Below are 15,259 nucleotides of genomic sequence, written 5' to 3' on the forward strand. Positions count from 1 at the left end.
CCTCGGCTGGAAGAAACCCGCTGAAGTCCTCGACGAGCTACTCTCAAACCCGCCAAAACCACCCGCTGTTGCATCCACTGCCTGAAATCGCCTGGGGTTTTGCGGGGCATTAGCGTCTGCTCGCCGGGGAAACGGTCACCCGGGTGAAACAGCGACGCGGGTGATGACAACTCATCCCAACCCTCGACAGATTGAGCAGGAACTGCTGGACCGCGACCAGATTAGGAGAACCGATGGGCATCAATACTTTTCGTGAGGTCGTCGACTTGCTCGACGCGGCGGTAGAGGGTCCAGAAACTGTGGTGGGCCCTCCGCATCACGCGTTCTGGCGCGGTGTCACTCGGGATCAGTTCGTCGCGATAAAGCTGCTCGGACAACCGATCCTGGTGCCCGGTGACGGGGCGAACTCGAATTTGATCCTTTCTCTGAAAGGTCTGCCGCCGTTCGGCGATAAGCCAGGCGCGGAATTCCCGCGCATGCCAGTTGGTTTCGACCCGATGCCAGACGAATCCATACGTTCGATCGAGCTGTGGATCGACGCCGGCTGTCCCGACGCTGCGGACGCTGCCGAGACCGCGTAGCAGAACGCGTCTCGTCAAGCCGAGGGCCGAGTGTGGACCTGTTGCACGCGAGGGGAGCGGAAGTGATCGTGCAGTCAGGCCCACACCCGGCCGGTGGCCGCGCTACGCGGGGGAGAGCGTCGCCGTGAGGGGCAGTCGCGTCAACGCGGGCCGTTTCGGGTTGATCTTCGGGCCAGGGGAGGAGTCCTGCATGACGGTGGCGCCGGGATAGTCCCAGCACTCGCCGGCGCGGTCGTCGTAGGTGCCGCCGTAGAACACGCAGCAGACGCCGATGCCGTCGGTGTCTTGGTGGTCGGCGATGCACTCCCAGAAATCTTCTTCGGCAGTAGCGCCGGCCGAGGCCGCAAATCCGAGTAGCAGGCTGGCCGTCAGGCCAACCGCCGTCGCGACGGTGGCGAGCAATCTGTTGGTGTTCATGCGACTCAGTTTTCAGCGAAGAACCCGCTGCTGAAAGGGGGTTTGGCCCCCTTGTCCCCGACGCGCGTAGGGCGTTGACCAGCGTTATGGTTTAGGGCGTTGGGGGATCTTGCAATCGTTTGTTAAGGCGGCGGCGTGCCGGGTACCCGCGACGTCGTGACCGCGAATGCCCAGACACAGGGAGGCCTGCAAGCATGACTGCGCCGTTCTTCAGCAGGGAGCGCATCGTCGCTTCACCCGGGTGGAGTCGCTGGCTGGTGCCTCCCGCCGCCCTGTCGATCCACCTGTCGATCGGCGCCGCCTATTCGTGGAGCGTGTTCAAAAAGCCGCTTGAAGGCGCGCTGGGCATCTCCGGCACGCTGAGCGCGCTGCCTTTCACGGTCGGCATCGTCTTCCTCGGACTGTCGGCCGCTGTCTTCGGCACCTGGGTCGATCGCAACGGTCCGCGCGCCGCCATGTTCGCGGCGATGTGCTGCTTCTGCGGCGGTTGGCTGGTGGGCTCCGCAGGCCTTGCCCTCGGCCAGTACTGGCTGGTGCTGGTCGGCTACGGGCTGCTCGGCGGAATCGGTTGGGGCATCGGCTATATCTCGCCGGTGTCCACGTTGATCAAATGGTTCCCCGACAAGCCCGGCATGGCGACCGGCCTGGCGATCATGGGCTTCGGTGGTGGCGCGCTGATCGCGTCGCCGTGGTCGACCGCGATGCTCGACATGTTCGGCACCGACACGTCCGGGATCGCCAAGACGTTCCTCGTGCACGGCCTGGTGTATGCGGTGTTCATGTCGCTGGGCTGGCTGCTGGTGCGGGTGCCCCGGCCGGACTGGAAACCGCATGGATGGAACCCGGAGCCGCCGACGGCGGGCTCCCTCGTCACCGGCGGGCAGGTGTCGGCCAACAACGCCATCAAGACGCCGCAGTTCTGGTTGCTGTGGATTGTGTTGTGCTTCAACGTGACTGCCGGCATCGGCATCCTCGAGAAGGCCTCGCCCATCTATCAGGACTACTTCCCGACCCCGGGTATTACCGCAGCTGCTCTGGCCGCCGCTGCCGGTGGTTACGTCGCGATGCTCTCGCTGGCCAACATGGCCGGGCGCATCGGGTGGTCCAGCCTGTCCGACGTGATCGGCCGCAAGAACGCCTACCGGATGTATCTCGGTGTCGGGGCGCTGCTGTACCTGACCATCACGCTGATGCAGAACTCGAACAAGGTCGTGTTCTTGATCGCGACCCTGTTGATCCTGTCCTTCTACGGCGCGGGCTTCGCCACCGTGCCTGCCTATCTGCGCGACCTGTTCGGCACCTATCAGGTTGGCGCCATCCACGGTCGACTGCTCACGGCGTGGTCGGCGGCGGGCATTCTCGGCCCGATCATTGTCAACGCCGTCGCCGACAGCCAGGAGGCCGCGGGCAAGGAGGGCCCTGCCCTCTACACAATGTCGTTCACGATCATGATCGGGCTGCTGGTGATCGGGCTGGTGTGCAACGAGCTGATCAAGCCGGTCAATGACAAGTGGCACGAGCCCGACGTCGACGATCCACGCGCCTTCGAACTGCAGAGGAGCAAGTGATGACGGACCAGTCCGCCGAGCTACACGAGTACCAGGAGACCGTGCCCAAGGGCCTCATCGCGCTGGCCTGGCTGTGGGTGGCCATCCCGTTCGGCTACGGCGTGTATGAGCTGATCATGAAGGTTCAGCAGCTGTTCCTCCACTGACCGCGCCCAAGCATCGATTGTGCCGTTTCGCGCGACACGCCGCCGTCGCGTCGAAAGGTGCACATCCGCGGCTAGCGAGCCGACTCAGTACCTGTGCTGCGGGCCCTGAGCCTTCTTGTAGAGCGCCTTGAGCATCGCGTCGCGGAAGCGGGCGTTGTCGATCAACTTGATGCCCGCGTTGGCGACTTTCGGGTAGCCGAGCATCTTGTGGAAGTAGCGGCCGCGCCGGTACTCCTTGCCCCACGCCGCTTCCATGCGCTGCGCGTAATTGGTGAAGTCGTCGGGGCCGCCGTTCTGCAGCGCTGCTACCGCGCACTCGCCCGCGGCCAGACCGGACTCCAGCGCCTTGGAGATGCCCGCGCCCGACGCCGGCTTGCCCGCGCCGAGCGAGTCGCCGGTGAACAGCACGCCGGGCCGCCACGGCGGCCACGCGGTGAAGCCCATCGGCAGCCGCCAGGCACGCACGCTTCGGTTCTTCTTCAGCTCCTCGATCGGCGGCAGTTCCCACTCGGCGGGCAGCGTGCGCAGAAATTCGCCGAGGAACTGCGTCGCGTTGATCGACTGCCAGTTCTTGTAGCTGTTGACGTAGCCGAGCCCGATGTTGAACAAGCCGTTGCCCATCGGGAACACCCAGCCGTAGCCCGGCAGCTGATCGCCCTGGAACGCCAGCTTGAGGTAGATGTCCAGCGAGTCGGTGTCGGACCGGTTGGCGTGCATCTCCGAGCGGATGGCGATCGCGGAGTAGCCGTTGTACTCGGAGTCGATCTTCAGTGCCCGCTTGATGGGGGAGTAGGCGCCGTCGGCGGCGATGACCGCGTCGCCGTAGACCTTCTCGCCGCTTTTCAGCGTCACCCCGATGACGCGTCCGCTGGCATCGAGTTCGGGCCCGGTGACCTCGGCGCCCTGGCGTACCTCTGCGCCAGCCGATTCGGCGTGCTTGAGCAGGAGCGTGTCGAGGTGCTCGCGGCTGACGGTGTGGCCGTGATCCGGCATGCCCGGGCGCTTCGGGAACGACAGTTCCCACTGGCTCGGGCTAAACACGGTCACGCGGTTGACCCGGTGGAACGTCGCGACCTCGTCGGCCAGACCCATCTTCTGCAGGTAGCTGACCGCGCGGGCGGTCAATCCGTCGCCACACGGCTTGGCCCGCGGAAACTGGGCCTTATCCAGAACGACGACCTTCGCGCCGGTCTGCGCGGCCTGCCAGGCGGCCGCTGAGCCCGAAGGCCCCCCACCGGCGATGACCACGTCGTATCGCTGCGTCATAACTCTCGTCTCGATTGAGCGGACTGTCGCAGCGATAGTACCCAAGTCGACGCAGGTCATCTCCACGACAGAAGCCCCCGGCCGGATAACGCCACACACGCTTTCCGGCACGGTCTGAGCAGGTCAGAGACCTTCAGACGAGTACAGTTAGCGGAATGCGCGCAAGGTCGAGGTCACGCTCACGTGAACCGGGCGTCAAGGTCGACGCCCGCAGCGAGCGCTGGCGCGAGCACCGCAAGAAGGTGCGCGCCGAGATTGTCGACGCGGCGTTCCGGGCGATCGACCGCCTCGGCCCCGAACTGTCCCTGCGCGAGATCGCCGAGGAGGCCGGCACCGCCAAGCCGAAGATCTACCGCCACTTCACCGACAAGTCCGATCTGTTCCAGGCGATCGGCGGACGCATGCGCGACATGTTGTGGGCGGCGATCATCCCGTCGATCGATTTGGAGAAGGATTCCTTCCGCGACATCGTCAGCCGCGGCGTCGAGCACTACGTCGAGCTGGTCGATCAGCACCCGAACGTGGTGCGGTTCCTGCTGCAGGGCAGATTCGCCGACCAGTCCGCGGCGGCGATGGCCACGGTGAACAAGGGCCGCGACATCACCCTGGCGATCGCCGACATGGTCAGCAGCGAGCTGGAGGAGATGGAGCTCGACCCGGCGGCCTTCGAGTTGGCGGCGTACGCGATCTTCGGAACGGCGGCCTCGGCGACGGATTGGTGGCTGGGCGCCGACGAGAACGCCCCGCGCCGGATGCCCAGCGGCGAGTTCATCAGGCACATGACGACGATCATGATGGGCGCGATCTACGGCACAGCCCAACTGCTCAACGTCAAGATCGACGCCGACCAGCCGATCCACACCGCCGTTCGCAGGCAGCAACCCGTCGCCTGAGCGCCATATTTGGGGCAATCGCCTCATGTGCCGGTGATGCTGTCGCGCCGAATATCGGTGCATGAACACACAACACACCCCCCGTGACGCCGTGGCGGCCGTCCTCACCAATCCCGTCCTGCCCGACGGCGACGACGAGCGATTCGCCGGCTTCGGCGTCATGGGTCTCCCCTTTGAAAGTGGCCATTATCTGGCCTTGCGCCAATTCCCGACCGCATCGTTCGCACCGGCCTATCTGTCGGTGTGGCACCGTGATCCGGCGGGCAACTGGACGTTCTATGCCACCACCCCCGCCGAGCAGAGTTGCGCTCGATATTTCAGCTCCGCCACCGACAACGAGGCCGTCCAGTGCGACATCGACATCGAGTGGGTGACGCCGTGGTGGTTCCGGGTGACGATTCCCGGACTGTTGCAGTGGTCGGTGCACGTGGAGTCGACGTTCGCCAGTCGGATGCTGTCTGCTCTGGCCGACCGGCTGCCGGAATCGGCGTGGACCAACCGCAGCGCACTCGGCGTCATCGGCCGGGTCGCGGGAACGATGTTGGGCGCCGGTGACATTCGGCTCGCCGGTGCAGCGCCGAATGGGCAGCGTTTCATGGTCGCGCCGCGCAAGGTTTGGGCCGTCGCGGCGTCGCGTGCGGTGCTCGGCGGCGAAGATCTCGGCCCGATCGGACGGCTGCCGCAGCAGGCCCGGCTGGCCGACTTCCGCCCGCCGCAGACCGGGATCTGCGTGATCGGCACGGGGCATTTCGAGAACTTCGACGAAACCGTGCACGTCGCGGCCGGCGACACCGCACGGATCGGCTAACCCATGCCATCCGAGCCGTCCGACCGTCACAATTTGCAGATGGCGTCGCGAGCGGCCGCTTCAACGCCTCGACCGGCGCCGAGCCGGGCCGAGGTGTTGGCGGCGCTGTCGGTGGCGATCGACCTAGGCCTGGGTCAACCCGCCGAGCACATGCTGCGCTCGGCGCTGATCGCGACGCGCATCGCCGACCGGTTCGGCCTGACCCGCCAGCAGCGCGACTGCACCTATTACGCGACGCTGATCATGTGGATCGGCTGTCACGCCGACTCGCACGAATACGCGCAGTGGTTCGGCGACGACATCGCCGTGCGGCACGACGCGTACCTCGTCGACTGGTCCGGGCTGCCGTATCAGCGGTTCCTGCTGAGCAATATCGCCCGTGGGCAGTCGGTGGTGCGCCGGTTGAGCGTGTTGGCCTCGCTGCTGGCCAACGCGCGGGGCCATTTCAGCCAGCTGATCCATTCGCACTGCACGTCGGCGGGCCTGCTGGCCGAACAGATCGGGTTGAGCGCCGACGTGCAGAAGATGCTGGCGTTTACCTTCGAGCGGTTCGACGGCGGCGGATTGCCGTGCGGCGCAAGCGGAGACGCGATCCCGATCGAAATGCGCGTCGCGCAGCTGGCCGAGATGCTCGAGGTGCACCAGCGCTCCTACGGCGTCGACGGCGCGATCGCGATGGCGCGCGGCCGCAGGGGCGGTCAGTTCGACCCGCAATTGGTCGACCTGGTCACCGCCGACGCCGACCGGATCCTGACCGGCCCGCCCACCGGCGACGTGTGGGCGGCCGCGCTGCGGGAAGCGCCCGACCGCGGCGTGCGGCTAGGCCCGAACGCGCTGGATGCGCTGCTGGTTGCGCTCGGCGACTTCGTCGACTTGAAATGTCCCTTCACCCTTGGCCATTCACGTGCGGTGGCCACGCTCGCTGCCGATGCGGCCGCCGTCGCGGGGCTGGAGACCGACACCGTCGCGCTGGTCCGGCGGGCCGGACACGTCCACGACCTGGGTCGGATCGGGGTGTCGAACCGGATCTGGTCGAAGCCGGGCCCGTTGAGCGCGGCGGAGTTCGAGCGGATGCGGCTGCACCCGTATATGACGGTGCGCATCCTCAGCCACGTCGCGGGTCTCGAGCGGGTGGCTCAGCTGGCGGGTAACCACCACGAATGCGTGGACGGCAGCGGCTATCCGCGAGGCCTGTCGGATGCGGCGCTGCCGATGGCCGACCGGGTGCTGGCCGCCGCCGTGGCTTATCAGTCGGCGCTGGAGCCGCGGCCCTACCGGGAGGCGCAGGCGCCGAACGGGGCGGCGCGGCGGGTTCGCGAGCGGGTCAAGTCGGGTGCCCTCGACGCCGCCGCAGTCGCAGCGGTGCTGCACGCGGCGGGGCATCGCGCCGAGCGGCCCAACACCCGCCCCGGCGGGCTGACGCCCCGCGAGATCGAGGTGCTCTGCCTGGTGGCCCGGGGTGCGTCGAACAAGGACATCGCCAAGACGCTGGTGATCAGCGAAAAGACCGCGCGCAACCACGTGGAGCGCACCTACGCCAAGATCGGGGTGTCCAACCGCATCGGGGCCAGCATGTATGCCCTCAAGCACGGTCTGGTCGATCCGGTCGCGGTCTGAGCGGCATACACTGGGTCTCGAAAGTATCCGGTACCGCCGTTCCCAGGTGGCACCACATCGAGGTAGGGAGACCGCCGTCATGACCGTTGCCGAGCAGACGGCCGAGGAAGTCACGCAGAAGGCCATCCGCACCAGGGCGCTGATCATCGGGACCGGCTTCTCCGGTCTCGGGATGGCCATAGCGCTGCAGAAGCAGGGGGTGGACTTCCTCATTCTGGAGAAGGCCGACGACGTCGGCGGCACCTGGCGCGACAACACCTATCCGGGGTGCGCGTGCGACGTCCCGTCGCATCTGTACTCGTACTCGTTCGAGCCGAAGCCGACGTGGAGCAAGCTGTTCTCGCCGCAGCCCGAGATCTGGGACTACCTCAAGGGGGTCACCGACAAGTATGGGCTGCGTCGCTACATCCGGTTCAACTCGTTCGTCGACCGCGCGCACTGGGACGACGCCGAATACCGCTGGCATGTGTTCACCGCCGACGGTCAGGAGTACATCGCGCAGTTCCTGATCTCGGGTGCGGGCGCGCTGCACATCCCGCTGATCCCCGACTTCGAGGGTAAGGACGACTTCGCCGGTGCCGCTTTCCATTCCGCGGAATGGGACCACAGCGTCGACCTGACCGGAAAGCGCGTCGCGGTGATCGGTACCGGCGCGAGCGCGATCCAGATCGTGCCCGAGATCGTCCGCGACGTCGCCGAATTGCAGCTCTATCAACGCACCCCGCCGTGGGTGGTGCCGCGGCCGAACAAGCCGTTCCCAGAGGCGCTCAAGCGTGCCTTCGCCTACGTGCCCGGCCTGCGGCTGGCAGTACGCACCGGCATCTACTGGTTCCTCGAGGGCCTGGGTTTCGCGATGACGCGTGCGCCGGGGCTGCTGCGGGTGGTGGAGCTCGTCGGCAAGTGGAACATCCGGCGCAACGTCAAAGACAAGGAGCTGCGGCGGCGGCTGACGCCGACCTACCGGGCCGGCTGCAAGCGAATCCTGTACTCGCCCAACTACTACCAGGGCGTGGCGAATCCGAAGTGCCACCTGATCACCGACCGGATCACCCGCATCACCCGTGACGGCATCGTCACCGCGGACGGCACCGAGCACAAGGTCGACGTCATCATCTACGCCACCGGCTTCCACGTCACCGACTCCTACACCTACGTCGACATCAAGGGGCCCGGCGGCGAAGACCTGGTGGACCGGTGGAACCGCGAAGGGGTGGCCGCCCATCGCGGCGTCGCGGTCGCCGACGTGCCGAACCTGTTCTTCCTGCTAGGTCCGAATACCGGGTTGGGGCACACGTCGGTGGTCATCATGATCGAGGCGCAGATCCGCTACGTGGCCGAGGCGATCGCCGCGGTCGACAAGCGCGGCGCGCAGGCGTTGGCCCCGACGCGGGAGGCCCAGGACCGCGACAACGCCGAACTGCAGCAGAGGCTGGCGCGCTCCGTCTGGAACACCGGCGGCTGCCGAAGCTGGTATCTCGACGAGCACGGCGTCAACCGCACGTTGTGGAGCGGCATGACTTGGGAGTACTGGCGGCACATGCGCAAGCTTCGCCCGTCGGAGTACAAGTTCCTCGGGGTCAAGGCGCCGGCTGAGGTGGCTTGAGGTGGCGTGAGCTGGCTTGATCTAGCTTTGCGGGCGGCGCCGGGCGACACGCCAAACACATGATGTTGTGTTGCGCAGCCAACCCGGGCCCAAGGGGTAGTGTCGGTGGCGAGCTGTAGAACGGCTTTAGACCGATCAAAGTCCAGGTGAAATGGGGTTCTCGTGAGCGATGGCATGAAGCTGATCGACCGTGTTTCGGCCATTAACTGGAACCGACTGCAAGACGAGAAGGACGCCGAGGTCTGGCACCGCCTGACCGGCAACTTCTGGTTGCCGGAGAAGGTGCCGGTGTCCAACGACATCCAGTCCTGGCACACCCTGACCGACGCCGAGAAGCAGCTCACCATGCGGGTGTTCACCGGGTTGACGCTGCTGGACACCATCCAGGGCACGGTCGGGGCGGTGAGCCTGATCCCCGATGCGATGACCCCGCATGAGGAGGCCGTCTACACCAACATCGCCTTCATGGAGTCGGTGCACGCCAAGAGCTACAGCAACATCTTCTCGACACTGTGCTCGACGGCCGAGATCGACGAGGCCTTCCGCTGGTCGGAGGAGAACCCCAACCTGCAGCGCAAGGCGGCCATCGTCATGCAGTACTACCGCGGTGACGAGCCGCTCAAGCGCAAGGTGGCCTCCACGCTGCTGGAGAGCTTCCTGTTCTACTCCGGCTTCTACCTGCCGATGTACTGGGCCAGCCGGGCCAAGCTGACCAACACCGCCGACATGATCCGGCTGATCATCCGCGACGAGGCCGTGCACGGCTACTACATCGGCTACAAGTACCAGCGCGGGCTGGCGCTGGTGGACGAGGCCAAGCAGCAGGAGCTCAAGGACTACACCTACGAGCTGCTGTTCGAGCTCTACGACAATGAAGTGGAGTACACCCAGGATCTCTACGACGGCGTCGGCCTGACCGAGGACGTCAAGAAGTTCCTGCGCTACAACGCGAACAAGGCGTTGATGAACCTCGGCTACGAGGCGCTGTTCCCGCGCGACGAGACCGACGTCAACCCCGCGATCCTGTCGGCGCTGTCACCCAACGCCGACGAGAATCACGACTTCTTCTCAGGCTCGGGCTCGTCCTACGTCATCGGCAAGGCCGTCGTCACCGAAGACGAGGACTGGAACTTCTAGGTCGCTGGATTTTGCGGCGGCGGTCGTAATCGAGGGGGGCGATTGACGACCCCCGTTGCAGAACGGCGCCGGCTGCGCTCTAATCCTCGGCGTTCGGCTTGTCCTCTTCGGTTGCCTCTGAGGGTGTCTCGTCTTCGTCGGCCGCCGACTCTGCCTCGTCTCCAGGCTGACCGTCTTCGACGGGCTCTTCGACGGGCTCTTCGTCGATGTCTTCGGCCGTCTCTTCGACGGACTCTTCGTCGTCGGCGGTCGCTTCGGCATCTTCGGCTGTAGCGCCGGCGTTTTCGTCAACTGCCTCGTCGCTGACTTCTTCGTCGGTCGACTCTGCTTCCGGCTCGTCGTCCGTCTCGTCATCCACGGATTCCGGTGCGGTGCCGTTGGTATCGACGGATTCGTCGGACGGCGGCGTCTCATCGCCATCATCACCGCCATCGCCGCCGCCGCCATCGTCTCCGCCGGTGCCGTTATCGCCCTTGCCGGCAACGAGTATCGGCGTCGTCGGCTCGGCGTCGGGTCGGTCGGCCAGCGCCACGCCCGTGGCGACAGGCGCGGGTATGGCGGCCGCGGCCACGGGTCGCGTCGGATCCCGCGGCGCGGGGGGAGGCGTCGGCGCGCCCAATACCGTTCCAAACGCCAACGGCTCGTCCAGTTGCGCGGGCGGCGCCTCCGTGGCTTTGCGTTCGTCCGCCAGCGTGATCTCGCCGAGCCCGATGCGTTCCTGCAGCCGTTTCATCCACCGCGGCGCCCACCAGCAATCGTTGCCCAGCAGCTTCATGATCGACGGCACCAGGAACATGCGGACCACGGTCGCGTCGAGCAGCAGCGCGGTGATCAGGCCGATCGCCAGATACTGCATCATCACCAGATCCGAGAACGCGAACGCCCCGCCGACGACGACGAGAACCAGTGCCGCAGCGCTGATCAGCCGCCCGGTGGTGGCCGTGCCGTGTCGGATGGCCTCCTCGGTAGTCATGCCGCGAGCCCGCGCCTCGACCATCCGGGACACCAGGAAGACCTCGTAATCCGTTGACAGACCGAAGATCACGGCGATGATCAACCCGATCACCGGAGCCGTCAGCGGGGTCGGCGTGAAATTCATCCACGACGAGAGGTGCCCGTCGACGAAGATCCACGTCAGCACGCCCAGCGTCGAACACAGCGTCAGCGCATTCATCAGCGCCGCCTTGACCGGCAACACCAGCGACCCGAACGCCAGGAACATCAACAGCGTCGTCATCGTCAACGCGATGACGATCATCTGCGGCAACTTCGCCGAAATCGTTCGCACGCTGTCCTGTTCGAGCGCCGGCGTGCCACCCACCAGAACGTTCAGGTGGTGTGGTTTCGGAATCGCCCGCAGCTCATTGACTTTCGCCTTGGCGTCGAGCCGATTCACCAGACCGTTCTGGATCACCCGCACCGACGGGTCTTTCGACGCCCCGTCGAGGTAGGGGCGCTCCTTCCACATGTTGTCCGGATCATTGTTCGGCTCAGTGAATCCCGAGATTTCCATCGCTTCGCTGCGCATCTGCGCCACGTCGGCGTCGGTGACCGGTTGGCCGTCGGTGCTCTGGATGACGAGCGTGATCGGCTCGACGCGGAAACCGGGGAAGGTGCGGTCGAACTGCTCCTGCGCCTGACGCACCGGGTTCGTCGGCGGCAGGTACTTCTCGCTGATGCCGCCCAGCGCCAGATTGCCCAGCGGAAGGATCAACACGATCAGCCCGATGATGAGCGGAACCGCGAACAGCAACGGCCGCTTCATCACCCGCTCGGCCAGCCGACCCCAGAAGCCGTTCTCGACCTCTTCGGCGGTCTTCGTCTTCTCCAGCTTTTCCGCCAGCCAGGTGATGATCCGGTTGCTGAAGTTCCACTCCCGCAGGAACGGAATGCGCAGCAGCGTCGTCACGCTCAACGCGTCGACCCTGCGACCCAACATGCCCAACACCGCGGGCAGCACGGTGATCGACAGCACCGCGGCCAACGTGACCGACGCGATCATCGCGTAGGTCAACGACTTCAAAAAGCCCTGCGGGAACAACAGCAGGCCGCCCACCGACGCCGAGATCAGCACCGACGAGAACGCGATCGTGCGGCCCGCCGTCACCACCGTGCGGCGCACCGCGGTTTCGGTGTCGTAGCCCGCGGCGATCTCTTCGCGGAAACGGCTGACGATGAACAACCCGTAGTCGATCGCGATGCCAAGGCCGATCAACGTGACGACCGGTTGCGCGAAGTAGTGCACCGGCACCGAGATCGCCGTCAACCGCATGATGCCCAGCGCGCCGGCAATCGTCAGGCCGCCGATCATCACCGGCAGGCACGCCGCGACCACGCCGCCGAACACGAAGAACAGCACGATCGCCACCAGCGGCAGCGCCAGCACCTCCGCGCGCTGCTGGTCCTTGGCGATCGTCCCGGTGAGTTCGTTGGCCAACGGCAGCAGGCCGGCCAACTGCACATCGACGCCGGGATCGGACAGGTCGGCCTGGACTTCCTTGAAGTTCTTCAGGATGTCGTCGTCGTTGTCGCCCTTGAGCTGAACGGACATGAACGCGTGCTTCTTCGACGCGTCTGCCATGTTGCGCAGCAAATCCGGGGTCTTGAAGTAGCCGATCGACCGCAGGATCTGATCGGGGTGCTCCTTCTCCACCTTGGCGAGGTTGTCGAGCACCTTCTCGCGGAAGGCCGGGTCGTCGACGGTCTTGCCCTCCGGCGCGGTGTAGATCGCCACGATGTGGCTGGAGGTGTCCCTGCCGTAGTGCTCGTCGCCGAGCCGCGACGCCTCCGCGGACTCGCTACCGTCGTCGTAGAAGCCGCTCTGCGTGACGTGGGCGCCCAGGCTCGAGCCGAATATGCCCGCGCCCAGGCACAACGCCACCATGACGGCAACCACGACGAATCGATAGCGGTATACCGTTCGACCCCACCAGGCGAAAACGATTAGCCCCTAACTCGCGTTGCTCCGTTGCCGGTGCATGGACATCAAATTCAAGTGCATGGGTGAGATTACAAGGGAACTCACACCGGCCACTGTTCGCGCCGATAGGCGGCGTCCCAGAACATCCACTCATACCGCGACGTCGTCACGAAGTGCCCGCGGGCGACGGCCTCGTCGTCGGGTTGCAGCGTCGGACCGGTGCGGTCGGCCAGCTCCAGCACCTCGGCGACGGTTTTAGCGAATTCCTCGCCGCCGTAGCTGTCGATCCACTTCTGGTAGCGGGGATCCGAGGAGCCGCGTTCGAGCAGCTTGCGGCCCACCTCGGCGTAGATCCAGTAGCAGGGCAGCACCGCCGCCAGCCCGTCGGCGAAGCTGCCGCTGTAGGTGGTGGCGATCAGATAGCTCGTGTAGGCCCGCGTCGTCGGTGCGACCGGTGTCGCGTCGATGGCCGCGGGATCGAGGCCCAGTTGCGGCAGCAGCGAGTTGTGCAGCGACATCTCGACGTCGAACACCTCGGCGGCGTGTCGGGCGAACATCGCGGTGTCGGCCATCGTCGGCGCCTTGGCCGAGACGATCGACAGCGCGCGGGCGTAGTCGCGCAGGTAATGCACGTCTTGGGCGACGTAGTGGGCGAACACGTCGCCGTCGAGGCTGCCGTCGGTGAGTCCGGTCAGGAACGGGTGGGCGAGGATCGCGGCGAAGATGGGCTCGGTCTCGGACCACAGTTGAGCAGACCAGGAGTCAGGTTTCATGACGTCCATCCTCTCAACGGCCGCTTCGGAGGACACTGAGCGGTGTGACCCCAGCGTCGCTACTCGGCTCGATTCTGCGTTGGCTTCGGGCGGGCTATCCCGAGGGCGTGCCCGGCGCCGACCGGGTCCCGCTGCTGGCGTTGCTGCGGACCACCCCGTTGACCGAAGAGGAGGTCCGGGAGGTGGTCCGCAACCTGACCGGCGACGCGCGGGTGACGGCCGACGGCGAGATCACCCGCGATGAGATCGCCGAGTTCATCTCCGAGGTCACACATCACGACGCCGGCCCGGAGAACATCAGGCGGGTGGCCGCGAAACTGGCTGCCGCGGGATGGCCCCTGGCCGGCGTCGACGACGTGGACTCCTAGGGCTGTCTGCTGTGCTATCGCAGCGATGCGGTGTCGATCACAAACCGGTACCGCACGTCGCTGGCGAGTACGCGCTCGTAGGCCTCGTTGATGTAATCGGGCGTGATGACCTCGATCTCGGGCCGCACACCGTGTGCGGCGCAGAAATCGAGCATCTCCTGGGTTTCGGCGATGCCACCGATCATCGACCCGGAGATGCTGCGCCGCTTCACCACCATGGGCGCGGCGAACAGCTCCATCGGGTGTTCGGGCATGCCGACCTGAACCAGCGTGCCGTCGACGGCGAGCAGGCCCATGTAGGCGTTCAGGTCGAGGTTGGCCGACACCGTGTTGATGATCAGGTCGAACGATCCGGCGAGCTTGGTGAAGGTGTCGGGGTCGCTGGTGGCGAAGTACTGGTCGGCGCCCAACCGCAGGCCGTCCTCCATCTTCTTCAGCGACTGGCTCAGCACGGTGACATTGGCTCCCATGGCGGCGGCCAGTTTGACCGCCATGTGGCCCAGCCCGCCGAGGCCGATCACCGCGACCCGCGTGCCGGGGCCAGCCTTCCAGTGCCGCAGCGGTGAATACGTGGTGATGCCCGCACACAGCAGCGGCGCCGCAGCGTCCAGCGGCAGGCTGTCCGGGATGCGCAGGACGTAGTTCTCGTCGACGACGATGGCGCCGCTGTAGCCGCCCTGGGTGGGCTCGCCGTTCTTGTCGACGGCGTTGTAGGTGCCGATCATGCCGCCGGCGCCATTGCAGTACTGCTCGAGACCGGCCCGACAGCTGTCGCACTCGCGGCAGGAGTCCACGAAGCAGCCGACGCCGACGCGGTCGCCGACCTTGAACTTCGTCACCTCCGAGCCGACCTCGGTGACGACGCCGGCGATTTCGTGACCGGGCACGACGGGATAGTTGGGCACACCCCACTCGGCCTTGACAGTGTGGATGTCGGAGTGGCAGATGCCCGCGAAATGGATGTCGAAGGCGATGTCGTGAGGGCCGACGTCGCGGCGGGTGATCGTGGTCTTGATCAGCGGTTCGGTCGCAGAGGTTGCTGCGTAAGCGGTTACGGCAGTGGTCATTGAAGTCCTCGTCAATACGTCAGTAAGCAGTCATGCAGGGCATGAGGAAAATCCGCGACGTTGCGGCTACTTGAAACCAACGGGCTACCGCGGGC

At 65.9% G+C, this 15,259-nt stretch carries 14 protein-coding genes; 9 read left to right on the forward strand and 5 right to left on the reverse strand.

Going from position 1 to position 15,259, the window contains the following annotated elements; all coding sequences use genetic code 11:
• Positions 1 to 233: 233 nt before the first annotated feature.
• Complete coding sequence (locus CQY20_RS25590; RefSeq protein ID WP_097942877.1) at positions 234 to 581, forward strand: hypothetical protein; 348 nt, start codon at positions 234 to 236, stop codon at positions 579 to 581.
• A 102-nt stretch (positions 582 to 683) separates the two neighbouring features.
• Here CQY20_RS25590 and CQY20_RS25595 read toward each other — a convergent pair whose 3' ends face one another.
• Positions 684 to 998, reverse strand: coding sequence for a hypothetical protein (locus CQY20_RS25595; protein ID WP_097942878.1), 315 nt, complete (start codon positions 996 to 998; stop codon positions 684 to 686).
• Positions 999 to 1,192: 194 nt separating this feature from the next.
• Between CQY20_RS25595 and CQY20_RS25600 the strand changes: the two genes are divergently transcribed.
• Positions 1,193 to 2,566, forward strand: coding sequence for an OFA family MFS transporter (locus CQY20_RS25600; protein ID WP_097942879.1), 1,374 nt, complete (start codon positions 1,193 to 1,195; stop codon positions 2,564 to 2,566).
• Positions 2,566 to 2,712: an MFS transporter small subunit gene (locus tag CQY20_RS34920; RefSeq protein ID WP_097942880.1), complete on the forward strand. Its 147-nt coding sequence runs from the start codon at positions 2,566 to 2,568 to the stop codon at positions 2,710 to 2,712. The genes CQY20_RS25600 and CQY20_RS34920 overlap by 1 nt, the downstream gene beginning before the upstream one ends.
• 84 nt (positions 2,713 to 2,796) lie before the next feature.
• Here CQY20_RS34920 and CQY20_RS25610 read toward each other — a convergent pair whose 3' ends face one another.
• The gene (locus CQY20_RS25610; protein WP_097942881.1) at positions 2,797 to 3,978 is read right to left on the reverse strand and encodes an NAD(P)/FAD-dependent oxidoreductase; all 1,182 of its coding nucleotides are present in this window, start codon (positions 3,976 to 3,978) and stop codon (positions 2,797 to 2,799) included.
• A gap of 155 nt (positions 3,979 to 4,133) precedes the next feature.
• On the opposite strand from CQY20_RS25610, the gene CQY20_RS25615 reads away from it, so the two are divergent.
• The 5 genes from CQY20_RS25615 to nrdF all read left to right on the forward strand — a co-directional run bounded on the left by CQY20_RS25615 (position 4,134) and on the right by nrdF (position 10,036).
• Positions 4,134 to 4,871, forward strand: a complete 738-nt coding sequence (locus CQY20_RS25615; RefSeq protein ID WP_097942882.1) for a TetR/AcrR family transcriptional regulator — start codon at positions 4,134 to 4,136, stop codon at positions 4,869 to 4,871.
• 61 nt (positions 4,872 to 4,932) lie between these two features.
• A complete protein-coding gene (locus CQY20_RS25620; RefSeq protein WP_097942883.1) occupies positions 4,933 to 5,679 on the forward strand; it encodes a hypothetical protein in 747 nt (248 codons plus the stop codon).
• 39 nt (positions 5,680 to 5,718) lie between these two features.
• Positions 5,719 to 7,296: an HD domain-containing phosphohydrolase gene (locus CQY20_RS25625; RefSeq protein WP_097942898.1), complete on the forward strand. Its 1,578-nt coding sequence runs from the start codon at positions 5,719 to 5,721 to the stop codon at positions 7,294 to 7,296.
• A 79-nt stretch (positions 7,297 to 7,375) separates the two neighbouring features.
• Complete coding sequence (locus tag CQY20_RS25630; RefSeq protein WP_097942884.1) at positions 7,376 to 8,899, forward strand: flavin-containing monooxygenase; 1,524 nt, start codon at positions 7,376 to 7,378, stop codon at positions 8,897 to 8,899.
• A gap of 174 nt (positions 8,900 to 9,073) precedes the next feature.
• Positions 9,074 to 10,036 (forward strand): class 1b ribonucleoside-diphosphate reductase subunit beta, encoded by a 963-nt coding sequence (gene nrdF / locus CQY20_RS25635; RefSeq protein WP_097942885.1) that lies wholly within the window; start codon positions 9,074 to 9,076, stop codon positions 10,034 to 10,036.
• A gap of 79 nt (positions 10,037 to 10,115) precedes the next feature.
• Here the strand turns inward: nrdF and mmpL3 are convergent, their stop codons facing one another.
• Positions 10,116 to 12,920, reverse strand: a complete 2,805-nt coding sequence (mmpL3, locus tag CQY20_RS25640; RefSeq protein WP_097942886.1) for a trehalose monomycolate exporter MmpL3 — start codon at positions 12,918 to 12,920, stop codon at positions 10,116 to 10,118.
• A gap of 137 nt (positions 12,921 to 13,057) precedes the next feature.
• Entirely contained in the window at positions 13,058 to 13,729 is a 672-nt protein-coding gene (gene tenA / locus CQY20_RS25645; protein WP_097942899.1) for a thiaminase II, read from the reverse strand.
• A gap of 44 nt (positions 13,730 to 13,773) precedes the next feature.
• Between tenA and CQY20_RS25650 the strand changes: the two genes are divergently transcribed.
• On the forward strand, positions 13,774 to 14,097 hold the full coding sequence (locus CQY20_RS25650) for a DUF3349 domain-containing protein (RefSeq protein ID WP_234816412.1): 324 nt from the start codon (positions 13,774 to 13,776) through the stop codon (positions 14,095 to 14,097).
• A gap of 14 nt (positions 14,098 to 14,111) precedes the next feature.
• Here CQY20_RS25650 and CQY20_RS25655 read toward each other — a convergent pair whose 3' ends face one another.
• Positions 14,112 to 15,164 (reverse strand): NAD(P)-dependent alcohol dehydrogenase, encoded by a 1,053-nt coding sequence (locus CQY20_RS25655; RefSeq protein WP_097942887.1) that lies wholly within the window; start codon positions 15,162 to 15,164, stop codon positions 14,112 to 14,114.
• Positions 15,165 to 15,259: the final 95 nt, after the last annotated feature.

Source organism: Mycolicibacterium agri, assembly GCF_002553505.1.
Lineage (GTDB): Bacteria > Actinomycetota > Actinomycetes > Mycobacteriales > Mycobacteriaceae > Mycobacterium > Mycobacterium agri.

Bases quoted from the DNA above. Each gene is read 5' to 3' on its own strand.
- CQY20_RS25590 (WP_097942877.1), top strand. From the start codon at position 234: ATGGGCATCAATACTTTTCGTGAGGTCGTCGACTTGCTCGACGCGGCG.
- CQY20_RS25595 (WP_097942878.1), bottom strand. From the start codon at position 998: ATGAACACCAACAGATTGCTCGCCACCGTCGCGACGGCGGTTGGCCTG.
- CQY20_RS25600 (WP_097942879.1), top strand. From the start codon at position 1,193: ATGACTGCGCCGTTCTTCAGCAGGGAGCGCATCGTCGCTTCACCCGGG.
- CQY20_RS34920 (WP_097942880.1), top strand. From the start codon at position 2,566: ATGACGGACCAGTCCGCCGAGCTACACGAGTACCAGGAGACCGTGCCC.
- CQY20_RS25610 (WP_097942881.1), bottom strand. From the start codon at position 3,978: ATGACGCAGCGATACGACGTGGTCATCGCCGGTGGGGGGCCTTCGGGC.
- CQY20_RS25615 (WP_097942882.1), top strand. From the start codon at position 4,134: ATGCGCGCAAGGTCGAGGTCACGCTCACGTGAACCGGGCGTCAAGGTC.
- CQY20_RS25620 (WP_097942883.1), top strand. From the start codon at position 4,933: ATGAACACACAACACACCCCCCGTGACGCCGTGGCGGCCGTCCTCACC.
- CQY20_RS25625 (WP_097942898.1), top strand. From the start codon at position 5,719: ATGGCGTCGCGAGCGGCCGCTTCAACGCCTCGACCGGCGCCGAGCCGG.
- CQY20_RS25630 (WP_097942884.1), top strand. From the start codon at position 7,376: ATGACCGTTGCCGAGCAGACGGCCGAGGAAGTCACGCAGAAGGCCATC.
- nrdF (WP_097942885.1), top strand. From the start codon at position 9,074: ATGAAGCTGATCGACCGTGTTTCGGCCATTAACTGGAACCGACTGCAA.
- mmpL3 (WP_097942886.1), bottom strand. From the start codon at position 12,920: ATGGTGGCGTTGTGCCTGGGCGCGGGCATATTCGGCTCGAGCCTGGGC.
- tenA (WP_097942899.1), bottom strand. From the start codon at position 13,729: ATGAAACCTGACTCCTGGTCTGCTCAACTGTGGTCCGAGACCGAGCCC.
- CQY20_RS25655 (WP_097942887.1), bottom strand. From the start codon at position 15,164: ATGACCACTGCCGTAACCGCTTACGCAGCAACCTCTGCGACCGAACCG.